Origin of the sequence: Acidicapsa ligni, from assembly GCF_025685655.1 — a bacterium.
Taxonomy (GTDB): Bacteria; Acidobacteriota; Terriglobia; order Terriglobales; family Acidobacteriaceae; genus Acidicapsa; species Acidicapsa ligni.
On sequence record NZ_JAGSYG010000005.1, the window covers coordinates 332,652 to 345,036 of the forward strand.

Below are 12,385 nucleotides of genomic sequence, written 5' to 3' on the forward strand. Positions count from 1 at the left end.
CTTAGTGAGCCTGGGCAGAAGAAGGCAGACGCCCATGTGACGCCGTGCTTCCGTCGGTCATCCAGAGTGCCCAGCGGATGGCTTCAAAGTACATCTTGCGAACGTCAGGATCGTCCCACGACTCTTCGGTATGGCCCAGAGTGGAGTAGAAAACGCGTCCTTTGCCGTACATCTTGCTCCATGCGACAGGAAAATCATGGTCGGCGCGGTGAATGCGTGGATTGTTGGAGTAGTCCAGCCGGGAAGGGTCAAGGCTCAGCAGGACATTGACCTTATCCCGCGACCATGTCTTGGGCTGATAGATTTCGTCGTACTTCACAAAGGACTTAGGGAAGTGGCGCGTCGCAGGGAAATCCGAATCTTCTGTGAGAATTGGTGCGTTGAACGTCATCCAGGGATGCTGGTCAAACCAGCCGCCGATCATCTCCCCGTACTCCGGCCATGTGTAGTTGGTATCGAGCGCGGCATGAATACCGACAAAGCCTTTGCCATCTTCCTTGATGAACGAAAGCATGTCTGCCTTCTGACTTGCGTCCATGTCCAGCTCGCCTGTTGTGCTGGTGAAAACGATCAGGTCAAAGTAGTTCAGATTTTTGGCGTTATTCTTCAGATCTTTTTTGGTGAGCAGCTCTGTGTCGGTGCGCATCTCGGTATCCCACAGGCCGGACTCTTTGCCCATGTTGAATACGGCCGCCATTGCAGACGAAATCGAGTCATGCTCGAAACCTTTTGTCTGGCCGATGACCAGGACATGCTTGAGATGAATCTGCTTGGCGTGCGGTTGAGGCGGCAACGGCGCAACTTCCGCAGATTGGCCCCAAGCGCAATCGCTCAGCATGGCTACAGACAAGGCTGTTACGCAAACAACGAGAGAAAGAGAGTTTCGGAAGAGGCGCAAGGCAGCTCCTTATTGCATGAAAATGGTTCAAAATCACAAGATGATCCGCAAGCTGTTCAGCTCAGCGGAGTGTGTCCCGACTCTATTTCACCGTGTCGATTGATCGTGCGGTCTTGCGCGTCAGGATGAGGCGTGGCTTCGCGTACGTGGTTCGGGCAAACTTCGCTCGCCAGAAGTCTATTTGGTCCAGGATCAAACACGCAACCCTGATTCATCCAGCCCGATCCATACACCCGTCTGTCATCCGTCCCCTTGGTTTAACCGCAATCGAGATCGATTACAATCCGAGGATAGACTTATGCAGGAAGCAGCTCAAACTATGCTTCTGGTTCTCGTGACGCTCTTCCCTATAGTGGACCCTCTCGGAGGCAGCCCTTTTTTCCTGGCACTGCCCCGGGAATATTCACCGGAAGCTCGAAAAGCATTGTCCTGGCGCATTGCAGTCAACAGCTTTTCGCTGCTGGTAGCGACGTATTTTATTGGGACTTACGTGCTCGCCTTTTTCGGGATTTCGCTGCCGGTAGTCCAGGTCGGTGGAGGTCTGATCGTTATTGCGACAGGATGGTCGCTGCTGAAACCGCGAGACGATGAAAAGCAGGGTGTGGAGAAAACCGTCCAGCCGCAGGATGCAATCCGCCGAGCATTTTATCCGTTGACATTGCCATTAACCGTAGGCCCTGGATCTATCTCGGCGGCGCTCACGCTGGGCGCGAACGCGGCTCTCCATCACGCGTACCATCCTTTGACGATCCTGGCGGCACTGATTGGATTGGCGCTGATCGCGGTCAGCATTTTGCTCTGCTATGGATTTGCCGATCGCCTGGCACGAATCCTCGGGCCGACCGGGATGACTGTAATCACCCAGTTGTCGTCCTTTCTACTGGTTTGTATCGGCGTGCAGATCACCTGGAACGGGGCTAAAGCGTTGATAGAGTCGGTGACGCTGCATATTCGATGAGCAAAGGCGCTTCACGGGGCTTCACCGGATATTGCTTCCATCTCGTCTAGTCTTTGCTGATTGGAATGTCCTTGAGCGATACACCAAGCGCAGCTTTGGCGATTGCATCTAGCTGTTGTGCGGTTCCTACAAAATGCATGGTGCGTTGCACGTGCTCGACTGAGTCATGCGATGTCCCGTGAGAGGCAAGTGCCACCGCAGGCGAGGACGATTCCAGTTCATAAAGCTGGCCGAACTGAGGCTTGCCTGGAGCGGGCGGCCCATCGTTATAGCAATTTGCCGCATCGCCTTTGAATGGATGTTCCTGAATTTTCCACGCGGCATTCACGTAATCCGCTGGCGTTGATGGCTGGCTGAACTGAACGACCGTAAGCACGTGATTGTCTGGATCATAGCTGCCGAGAACGCCCTTGGAACGCGCCTGACTAAGTCCCATCTTGCTGCGGTAGTTAGCGTCGGCCTTCAGAAAAACAGCATTGTCTCCAATGTGAATTCGGTCTGCAGGCACAGCTCCGAAGTAATCCGTCGTTACCGGGGTTCCTAGCTTGTCGACCGGTCCGCTGCGAATGGGCAGAATGATCTCGGCATGAGGCGATGAGCGGAACTGCCCCAATACCCAGAGCGACAGCAGACCTGTCGATTTGCTGAACGCTTGCGGTGCGAGATTGGTCAGTTTGTTATTCGATTGGAAGCCGACAACCTTTACGCCAGCTACTGGCGCCAGATGCACGTGCTCCCACACCTGGGCCGATGTGAGCAAATCAATCGTGCGATCAATCTGGACATGAAATTTCGTGCCGGAGTAGTTGGTTAGTTCAAGCGTTTTGCGGAAGCTGACAGACTTGCTGGTCTTGCCCACAACGTCAAAGGACTGTGAATCGAATGCAGGCGGCGTATACCAGTGCGCCAGATCGAAAGGCGTTCCCTGGGCGAAGAAGATGGAAAACTGGCCGCCTTCGGGGCCAAGCCAGATGCGGTCTTCGCCGCCAATCGTGTTCATGTGCGGATCGAGCTTTCCGGAGACGACGAGGTCTTCCTTGATCCAGCCGAAGTTGTGGCCGTTCGGACCATCCGCAGAGCTGGTCAACACTCGGCCCTGCATCGCAGGCCAAACCGCGATGGATGCACCGGAGGACGAATCCGCCAGAACAACCAGGGAACTATGCTGATTGACGAGATCTACCGCGCTCTTGAAGGTTTTAGCCTGGGCAGATTGAGCATGGCCAATGGCGGAAGTGGTCAACATGAAAATGGCAACCAGGGCGATTGTGATTCGCGGAGCGGAAAATTTCATGCAGCCTCATCGATGGCGAAAATGCCTGACGAAGTATTTCCTATTCGAACCAAAAAATCAAAAGAGGCTAAATCCCGGGCGGGATAACGCGGCAATAGAATCCATGCATTGACAGCTATAGTTTAGGTGCCATACGATTCGCTCGTATTTCATTAAACATAAAGTTTCCAGATCAGGAGAACTCTGCTTTTGGTCCCGAATCCGATATTGGGCGTTCTTCTGCACTGGCTCGGCGGTCTGGCCGCTGGCAGCTTCTACGTTCCTTTTCGCAAAGTAAAAGGCTGGTCATGGGAGACGTACTGGCTGGTCGCCGGAGTGATGAGCTGGATCATTGCGCCTGTCCTGCTGGCTGGGCTGCTGACGAAGGATCTGTTCGCAGTTCTGCATGAAGCGCCAGGCGCGACAATCTGGTGGGCCTATTTTTTCGGCGCGCTCTGGGGACTCGGCGGACTGACCTTCGGGCTGGCTATGCGCTATCTCGGGCTTTCGCTGGGCATGGCGGTAGCGCTGGGATATACCGCCGTCTTCGGGACGCTCATCCCGCCGATCTTTCGCGGACAGTTTCACGCGCTGCTGGAGCAGAGATCGGGAATCGTGATTCTGATCGGAATCGGCATCTGCATGCTGGGAATTCTGTTTGCCGGAGCAGCAGGGGTCTCAAAGGACCGGGAACTTTCGCCGGAGCAGCAGAAAGCGGACGTACCGGAATTTAACCTGAAGCTGGGGTTGGCAGTTGCCACATTCGCAGGCATCATGAGCGCGTGTTTCGCTTTCGGATTAGCTGCCGGCGATCCGATTAAACTGCTCACATTGCAGCATGGCACATCCATCATGTGGCAGGGGCTGCCGGTACTGATCGTTGTGCTGGCCGGTGGCTTTACGACGAACTGCATATGGTGCGCCGCACTCAGTCTTCGCAATCGGACATACGGCGAATATCTGCAGGTGCCAGTAGGCAGGACGCAGACCGCGTCTATTTTTAAGAATTATCTATTTTCTGCAATCGCCGGATTTACCTGGTATTTACAGTTTTTCTTCTACACGATGGGCGAGACGCAGATGGGCAAGAAATATGGCTTCTCAAGTTGGACTCTGCATATGGCGAGCATCATCATCTTCAGCACGCTGTGGGGAATTGCTCTGCATGAGTGGCGAGGTGTCGGGCGACGGACGAAAGTGCTGGTCTTTCTGACGCTGCTGGTGCTGGTCTCTTCCACGGCCGTGGTCGGTTATGGAAATCTTCTGAGTACGCGCTAGGTTGTTGCGTAACTCATGTAGATAACTGCACTGGTAGATAAGCGCAGAAGGAACATTCTTTTTCCGGCGTTTCAGATTCAATATCGGTTAAAGAATGTTCCTTGCTTTGCGTGCTAGCGGTTTTGCGTATTAGCGGCTGAGTGCCGATTCGATTGCGGCTGCAACTTCAGGCGAATCGGGCGTGACGGCAGGCTCAAACCGGGCTACTGGATTGCCGTTCCGGTCGAAGAGAAACTTGGTGAAGTTCCACTGAATTTCGCCACCAAGCTTGGGGTCTGCGGACTTGCTGGTGAGGAACTGATAGAGCGGCGTCTTGTCGTCGCCTTTGACGGAAACCTTGGACATCATCGGAAAAGAGACGTTGTACTTCTTCGTGCAGAAAGTTTTGATCTCTTCGTTGGTGCCAGGTTCCTGTCCGGCAAAGTTGTTGGCTGGAATGCCGACAATAACCAAGCCGCGGCTCTTGTACTTTTCGTAGGTGGATTCGAGTGCGGTGTATTGCGGCGTAAATCCGCAGCGGCTGGCCACATTCACCAGCAGTACGACCTTGCCGTGATACGCGGAAAGCGGCGTGGGCTGGCCGTCAATGGATTTGAGCGTGAAGTCGTAGATGGACTTGGCGTCCGCAGCGTGAATCGCTGGGATGAGTGCGGCAGCGGCGAGGCCAAGAGACAGGCAGAGAAGGGCGAGTTTGCGCATTGTTCCTCCAGAAGAGAACAGGTCGATGATAGCTGATTGCGGGTGATTTACGCGCGGAGCAGGGAAACGCTTCGGGACAAGGGAAACTTCTGGCTATGGGGGCTATCAGTTAGCATTGGCTGGATGGCTGGATTTGCGGTGGTAACTATTTCGGATCGGTGCTCGGCTGGGTTGCAGGTGGATGCGACCGGCCCTGCGGTTGTACGCCTGCTTTCGCAGCAGTGGCCGGGAGCGAATCCTCCTGGAACGATTGGGCGTGGGCTGGTGCCGGATAACGAGGACGCAATCGTGACTCTGCTGGGCGAGCTTTGCCATCAGGAATATGAGCTGATTCTGACCGCTGGCGGAACGGGGCTTGGGCCTAGGGACGTAACTCCGGAGGCGACGCGGCGGGTGATTGATCGCGAGGTTCCCGGTCTGGCGGAGGCGATGCGTGCCGGTAGTGCGCCGGGTTATCGTTTTGCATGGCTCAGCCGGGCGGTCGCTGGATTGAAGGGCAAAACTCTGATTGTGAATCTGCCGGGTAGCGAGCGGGGTGCGGTTGAAAATCTTTCCGTTATTCTGCCATTGCTGCCTCATGCGCTGGACGTGGCGGCTGGTGGTGCGCTGCATCCGAAGGATTAGGTCTCATCCTTATAGGTCATCCGGGTTAGTGCCGCATGGCACGAAAGAAGAATGGTTCCTGGCGAGGAAGTTATCTATTCTTGCTCTGGAATTATGGGCGGGATGTAGAACGTTTCGCCGGGATATTGAGGGAATGATGAAGGGTATTCTTCTGGCAGGCGGATCGGCGACGCGGTTGTATCCGGTCACACAAGTGGTTTCGAAACAGCTACTTCCGGTGTATGACAAGCCGATGATTTACTATCCGCTTTCGACGCTGATGCTGGCGGGAATTCGCGAGGTGTTGATCATTTCGACGCCTCGGGACACGCCCAGTTTTCAGGCGCTGCTGGGGGACGGCAGCCAGTGGGGCATGAAGCTGAGTTATGCAGTGCAGCCTAAGCCTGAGGGATTGGCGCAGGCCTTTATTATTGGCCGCGAGTTTGTCGGCGGCGAGAGCTGCGCGCTGGTTCTGGGCGACAACATTTTCTATGGGCAATCGTTGGGGCAACTGCTTACGACTGCGGCTACGCGCACGGAAGGGGCAACGGTATTCGCTTATCCTGTGCACGATCCAGAGCGCTATGGCGTGGTGGAGTTCGGGCCGGATGGGCGCGCCATCAGTATTGAAGAGAAGCCGAAGAAGCCAAAGTCGCGGTATGCGGTGACGGGCATTTATTTTTATGACGCTTCGGTGGTTGAGATTGCAGCGAATCTAAAGCCCTCGCCACGTGGCGAACTCGAAATCACAGACGTTAACCGGCTGTACCTGGAGCAGGGAAATCTGCGGGTCGAGGTGATGGGCCGCGGCATGGCGTGGCTGGATACGGGCACACATGACTCGCTCTTTGAGGCTGGGCTGTTCATCAAGACGATCGAGCAGCGTCAGGGATTGAAGGTCGCGAGTCCCGAGGAGATCTCTTATCGCAAGAGCTGGATCGATGCCGAGCAACTGAAGGCGCTGGCCCGCAGGGCAGAGAAGAGCGGCTACGGCGAATATCTGTTGGGATTGTTGGATGAGCCGTTTGTGCTTTCTGCTTCGGAGGGTTTGCTGTGAATGTAACGGAAACCTCTCTGCCCGGAGTGCTGGTGCTGGAACCGCGCCAGTTTCGCGATGACCGGGGTGTCTTTTTTGAGACTTTTAACCTGGCTAAGATGATTGAGCTGGGTCTGCCGGCGGAGTGGAAGCAGGATAATTTTTCCATTTCAAAGGCCAATGTTGTTCGCGGTATTCATTATCAGATTGGCGAGCCGCAGGGGAAACTTGTGCGGGTGATCACAGGCGCGGCGCTTGACGTAATTGTCGATTTGCGACGCAGCTCGCCTACGTTTGGCCAGCATACGACGGTCGAACTGAGCGGAGATAATTCGCGGATGGTTTGGATTCCTGTTGGCTTCGGGCATGGCTTTGCTGCCCTTACGGAGACGGTGGCGCTGAGCTACAAGGTGACCGAGTATTACTCTCCCAAGGCAGAGCGCACCATTCTCTGGAACGATCCGGAGCTGGCGATTGACTGGAAAATCGCGCCAGACAAGGCGATTCTCTCTGCGAAGGATGCTGTCGGTGCGTTGTTTGCCGACGCAGAGGTTTTCGCATAATGTCTCGAGTCTTACTGCTTGGAGCAGGCGGGCAACTGGGCATGCAACTGGCGAAGACGTTAGCTGCTGAGACAGAACTCACGGCGCTGACGCGGGCTGAGTTGGACTTTGCGAATCCTAATGCATTACGAGCCGCGATTCGTGCGGCTCGGCCTGAAATTGTGATCAATGCGGCGGCCTACACGGCTGTCGATAAAGCGGAGCAGGAGCGTGAACTGGCGCACGCGGTCAATGCGATTGCTCCCGGGGTCATTGCAGAGGAAGTGCAGCGGACCAAAGGCTGGCTCGTTCATTACTCGACTGATTATGTCTTCGATGGTTCGGGATCGAAGCCGTGGGTCGAGACGGACGCGACGGGGCCGTTGAGTGTCTATGGGCAGACCAAGCTGGATGGCGAACGGGCGATTGCGGCGACGGGCTGCCGCCATGTGACTCTACGTACCAGTTGGGTGTATGCAGCGGAAGGACGAAATTTTCTGCATACGATGTTGCGGCTGGGGCGCGAGCGGGATCGGCTCACGATTGTTGACGACCAAATCGGTGCACCGACCTCGGCAGAAGCGATTACTACGGCCACTCGGAATATATTGGCGCAACTGACGTTTGGCGAAGTTCAGGCTGGCGCGAGCGGGGTGTATCACCTGGCTTGTGGTGGTGCGACGAGCTGGTTCGGGTTTGCCAAGGCTATCTTTGCTGGATTTGCATCGCAGCAGAAGGCTCCTGAAGTGCTGCCGATTCCTACAGAAGCGTATCCGACTCCGGCGCGCAGACCGCACAATAGCCGCTTGAATTGCAGCAAACTCACTGCGCAGTTCGGGATACAGATGCCGCACTGGGAAGATGCCCTGGATGAAGTTACGCGAGTGGTTTTGCTAAAGGCAGAGACGGCGTCGAAGGCGTAGTTTTGGGCTGGAAGTTTTCGCTTTTAGATACAGGGATCTTGGGCGAATATTTGGTTTCCCATCCTTACAGCAAACGCGCTGCGAGGATGGGAAAACCGCACATCTATCAATGGCAAATCTATCCATACCTGAATTGAAAATTGCCTAGAACGGTTTAATCGTTCCATCTGGAGCACGGATCAGCTTGATTCGTGTCGGAGCACGGCCGGGATGGTCTTTTGCCGTTACGGGATCGACTTCAACGGGCGTGTCCGTGGTCGACCAGATGCTCATACCGCCGATGACAAGCAGGAGTGGCAGCAGGATCGCGCTGTTCAACAGGCTGTCGATAGCCGACATGAGTACGGCTGCGGAAAGCGTGTGGCGCAGATTCATGTAGCCTATATCGGACCTTGCCAGCGGAAACCAGACGGCACGCAATGCCGGGATGAGCAGGACGGCTTCCAGCGCAGCCAGCCCGATGATGCCGTACATGCCGAAGGAAAGCAGCCAGAGGCCCCAGGGGCGTTCAAAGCCGCGCTGCCACCAGTTCCATTGGCCGTAGCCGAGTAGAGGCTGCTCCAACGCAATGTTGATGTGGCGTTCGTCCTGGGAGAGTCTCCATCCGAAAGAACCTTTGCCGATGTGCTTCAGGAAGCTGGCTGCGGCGTGTGCCGTGTTGTTTTGCTTGACCAGAGTCCTCAACGAAACGACGTTGGCGATGCGCAGGCCTGCGAAGGACAGAACTCCGAAGACAATGAGCACACTGACGGCGCGCGAAAGATGGCGTGGATCTACAAAAACAAAAGGCACCAGAGCGAGCAGCAGGATAATTGCGCCAGTCGATTGGCAGAAGAGGGTCACGACGAAGAGCGCAATCGCAACGACACTGATGGGGATGCGCAGAATGGAGTCAGCGGTGCGGCGGGCCCAGAGCCAGATGGCGATGATGGAGGCGGTTGCCATCCATATGCCGAGCATATTGCCGTTTTCGAGAAGGCCTATCGGGCGGTAGCCGATTGTACGGTCCGCACCAATTAACTGGAGAGGCTGATAGCCGTACAGCAAGACATATAGGCGCGGGCCGGTGACGATCTCCACCAGGCAGATGGGAATGTACGCCAGGCCGCCGATAACGAAGGCCTTGGCGGCGAGGCGCAGGGACTGTGTCTCGGTGAAGTACAAGCGCCCAAGCAGATACGGGCTGCCCCAGGCAAGAAATTGATAAACCGCGCCACGAATACCCTCAGAGAAGTTATCCGGGTTGGCTATCGCGGATAGCAGTGGCGCCAGGCACCACATGATAATGGGGATGTCCCACACCGTAACCCGAAAACGCTTGAATGCGTCGCGGTCGAAGATGAGGATCCCGAGCAGACCGGCGAGGCCAATAATCGTGGCTTTGGTGATGAAGTAGTCCGATTCGAGGCTGGTACCTAAAATCCAGTAGGGGAACTCGACGGTAGTCGGCGTGTAATTGGCCGCAGGGAGCACGGCCCATCCGCCCACAAAATTCATGAGCAGGGCCACCCGGACGGGAAAACGCCGGTAAAGCACAAGACTGATGGGCAGCCAGGCGAACAGGGCGACCAGGGGAGGAATCATCAGAGCACCTGATAAAGATATCCGTAGACTCGGCGAATATCTTGAATAAAGTAGAGCATAGATTATGGTTCTCTCGAGTATGCAGGTTTCGTCTACGCAAATTTGCGGAGTGGTCGGCTATGGGATGTCCTTATTGGCCTGTGCGGTTGCATGGATACAGTACAACAAAAGCGGTAGACGTGAATCCTGGCTGACGGCTGTTGCCATCGCGCAACTGCTTCTGTTGCTGGACATGATCTTCAACTGGCGATGGATGCTGCATGAGTTCTGGATGCGCCGGGCGCAGAGTGAAGGCGTCTACCAGCTTCGTCGTTCGCCGCAACTGATCGCGCTGCTGGTGCTGGCCGCTGCCGTAATTGGCGTTGTGATCTGGGTGTCGAAGCGATTTCGGGGCATGCCAGCCGCAGCGATGGCTACTGTGGGAACACTGCTCTCAGTCGGACTCTGGTGTGCTGAGACGCTCTCGTATCACTACCTGGATGCCGTCTTTCACGCAATGCTGGGAGGCGTGATGGCGATTGGCTTGTTGTGGCTCGGGCTTGGGTTGTTCACGAGCTTTGGATTGTTGAAAGACAGCCGACGTTTTTGAGGCTGGCTATCAACAATCCACTAGCTAATTAGTCGAATTTCCATGGGCGGGGTGGGGATGTACGGCCGCCATTGGTGTCCTCCCATGCCTGGTGCATGAGGCGAGCGAGATTGCGATTTCTTGCGGCACGTTCTTTTCGCCGGGGTTCGCTGCTGATACTGTTGCGCAGTACGATGAGCCGGTAGAGAACGAGTTCAAGCATCTTTGCCATCCATGCTCCGATACCGTGATGCTTGCGATAGTAGAGCAGGGTGCTGCGCATGCGCCAGCGAATTAGCTGCGCTCCAGCTGAGGACATTTCCAGCGTTTTGATCTGACGCGAAGATTCGCCCCCGATGTGAATCACGACGATATCCGGCCAGTACAGGATCTTGTAACCTGCCTTCTTGATGCGCAGGCAGAGATCGACTTCTTCGGAATAGAGGAAGAAGTCAGGATCGAAGAAGCCGACTTTCTTCAGCGCGTCGGCACGAATAATGGAGTACGCCCCCGGGACCCAGTCAACTTCCGCGGCTTCCATTGGGTCGGCCCAGGTTCGATCGAAGCTGCCGAAGAATCGGGACTTCGGAAATTTTGCAGCAAGGCCGGTCATGACGAGAAAGTCATTGAAGACGCTGGGGAACATGCGGGCCGAGGGCTGCAACGCAAGATCGCGACCCACGAGGCGACCACCAGCCAGGCCAACTTCAGGATGCGCGTCCATGTGCTCGACAGAGAGCCGCAGGGAGTCAGGGCAGAGGAATGCGTCGGAGTTAAGCAGCACGACGTAGCGGCCCTGGGCGACCTCAAGAGCAACATTGTTGGCCGCGCCAAATCCCAGGTTGACCGAACTGCGGAAGATGCGGACGCCGGGGAATTCGGCTTCCACCATCTCCACGGAACCATCGTGAGAATTGTTGTCGACAACGAAGGTCTCGATGCGGAGATTGTTGGTTTCTCGCGCAACAGACTGAAGAGATTCGCGCAGCACTTCGCGAGTGTTAAATGAAACGAGAATCAGAGAGATATCAAAAGCGTAGGAAGGGGAATCGTCTGGCGTCATGGAATCCGGCGGTTTCCTTTCCGGAACGTGCGTGGTGTCAGAAGTTGAATTGCGTGTGAGTCAACAATTTATTGTAGCGAATGGATTCTTGCTGGCAAAACCCGATAGTTGTATTGGAATTTTCAAAGATACGAAGGAATAAAAGTTAACAAATGCAAATTCTTGCCAGATAAGTGTTCCGAAATGGGACGAAGATATCGAGATTTGCAGAAAGTTATTCCTCGATTGTTCGAATGTTGGACAACTACTTAGACTTTCAGGATATACATGACTATTGTGTCTACTTAAAGATTGCTGGATGAGTATTGAGATATCGAATCTATATTGAATCAACCTTTATTAAGTGGCGAAGATATTGAAGTTTCCTTGGTAGTATTTAAACAAGTGTCCAGGATTAAGGGCGTCAGCGCGACGGCAGCCAGACTGCTGCGTAGCCACAGGCAAAGCGATTGATGTATTTACATTTCATACATTTCCTTGGTGTAGCGTGATCCTAGAGACGCGAATGTTTCGCGCAGATTGAATAGCTGTTCACTCCCCCAGAATATCTGCACAGGATGCGTTCAAAACTGTTTTTTTGCTTGCGCATTGGTGCGTCCAAACTCCATCTCTCTTTGCGTTTCTTAAGTAACGTAACGCAATAGAGTCTTGAGGGCGAAGAAGCCGGTAGCAGGTATTTGTGGAGCCCATAATGCAGCATTAGGGAATCCCACTTCGATGTCAATTTGATTCTTGAGGAGTTATAACTATGACATTTGTGTCGATGCCATCGCAGAACCGATTTGCTGCAGGCCGTTTCCTGAAGTCATCCTTTATGTTCTTTCTTTCGTTTCTGTTTGTGCAGTTATGTATCTTGCGAGTTGAGTGTCAGAGTGTTGTATTGAATGATCAGTCGATTGTGCGTCCGACGACGAAGCGAGTTGGGTTGAATCTTGGGTCGATTAATTATTGGGATAACGG

12 protein-coding genes are annotated in these 12,385 nt (G+C 54.6%); 7 read left to right on the forward strand and 5 right to left on the reverse strand.

The window, feature by feature from the left end:
* Position 1 precedes the first annotated feature (1 nt).
* On the reverse strand, positions 2-898 hold the full coding sequence (locus OHL19_RS18230) for a ThuA domain-containing protein (RefSeq protein WP_263359239.1): 897 nt from the start codon (positions 896-898) through the stop codon (positions 2-4).
* A 319-nt stretch (positions 899-1,217) separates the two neighbouring features.
* On the opposite strand from OHL19_RS18230, the gene OHL19_RS18235 reads away from it, so the two are divergent.
* Positions 1,218-1,856: a MarC family protein gene (locus OHL19_RS18235; RefSeq protein ID WP_263359240.1), complete on the forward strand. Its 639-nt coding sequence runs from the start codon at positions 1,218-1,220 to the stop codon at positions 1,854-1,856.
* A 46-nt stretch (positions 1,857-1,902) separates the two neighbouring features.
* Here the strand turns inward: OHL19_RS18235 and OHL19_RS18240 are convergent, their stop codons facing one another.
* Positions 1,903-3,150, reverse strand: a complete 1,248-nt coding sequence (locus tag OHL19_RS18240) for a DUF6786 family protein (protein WP_263359241.1) — start codon at positions 3,148-3,150, stop codon at positions 1,903-1,905.
* A gap of 189 nt (positions 3,151-3,339) precedes the next feature.
* Here OHL19_RS18240 and rhaT point away from each other — a divergent pair, with 189 nt between their 5' ends.
* On the forward strand, positions 3,340-4,407 hold the full coding sequence (rhaT, locus tag OHL19_RS18245) for an L-rhamnose/proton symporter RhaT (protein ID WP_263359243.1): 1,068 nt from the start codon (positions 3,340-3,342) through the stop codon (positions 4,405-4,407).
* 129 nt (positions 4,408-4,536) lie between these two features.
* Here the strand turns inward: rhaT and OHL19_RS18250 are convergent, their stop codons facing one another.
* Entirely contained in the window at positions 4,537-5,106 is a 570-nt protein-coding gene (locus OHL19_RS18250) for a glutathione peroxidase (protein WP_263359245.1), read from the reverse strand.
* A gap of 123 nt (positions 5,107-5,229) precedes the next feature.
* Between OHL19_RS18250 and OHL19_RS18255 the strand changes: the two genes are divergently transcribed.
* From OHL19_RS18255 to rfbD, 4 genes are all read left to right on the forward strand, one after another.
* Positions 5,230-5,730, forward strand: a complete 501-nt coding sequence (locus tag OHL19_RS18255; RefSeq protein WP_263359246.1) for a MogA/MoaB family molybdenum cofactor biosynthesis protein — start codon at positions 5,230-5,232, stop codon at positions 5,728-5,730.
* Positions 5,731-5,866: 136 nt separating this feature from the next.
* Positions 5,867-6,766: a glucose-1-phosphate thymidylyltransferase RfbA gene (gene rfbA, locus OHL19_RS18260; protein ID WP_263359266.1), complete on the forward strand. Its 900-nt coding sequence runs from the start codon at positions 5,867-5,869 to the stop codon at positions 6,764-6,766.
* Positions 6,763-7,308, forward strand: coding sequence for a dTDP-4-dehydrorhamnose 3,5-epimerase (gene rfbC / locus OHL19_RS18265; RefSeq protein ID WP_263359247.1), 546 nt, complete (start codon positions 6,763-6,765; stop codon positions 7,306-7,308). Before rfbA ends, rfbC begins: the two co-directional genes overlap by 4 nt.
* Entirely contained in the window at positions 7,308-8,210 is a 903-nt protein-coding gene (rfbD, locus tag OHL19_RS18270; RefSeq protein WP_263359248.1) for a dTDP-4-dehydrorhamnose reductase, read from the forward strand. The genes rfbC and rfbD overlap by 1 nt, the downstream gene beginning before the upstream one ends.
* 144 nt (positions 8,211-8,354) lie before the next feature.
* Here the strand turns inward: rfbD and OHL19_RS18275 are convergent, their stop codons facing one another.
* On the reverse strand, positions 8,355-9,794 hold the full coding sequence (locus OHL19_RS18275; RefSeq protein WP_263359249.1) for a hypothetical protein: 1,440 nt from the start codon (positions 9,792-9,794) through the stop codon (positions 8,355-8,357).
* A 64-nt stretch (positions 9,795-9,858) separates the two neighbouring features.
* On the opposite strand from OHL19_RS18275, the gene OHL19_RS18280 reads away from it, so the two are divergent.
* A complete protein-coding gene (locus tag OHL19_RS18280) occupies positions 9,859-10,383 on the forward strand; it encodes a hypothetical protein (RefSeq protein WP_263359251.1) in 525 nt (174 codons plus the stop codon).
* A 28-nt stretch (positions 10,384-10,411) separates the two neighbouring features.
* Here the strand turns inward: OHL19_RS18280 and OHL19_RS18285 are convergent, their stop codons facing one another.
* On the reverse strand, positions 10,412-11,425 hold the full coding sequence (locus OHL19_RS18285) for a glycosyltransferase family 2 protein (RefSeq protein WP_263359252.1): 1,014 nt from the start codon (positions 11,423-11,425) through the stop codon (positions 10,412-10,414).
* Positions 11,426-12,385 lie beyond the last annotated feature (960 nt).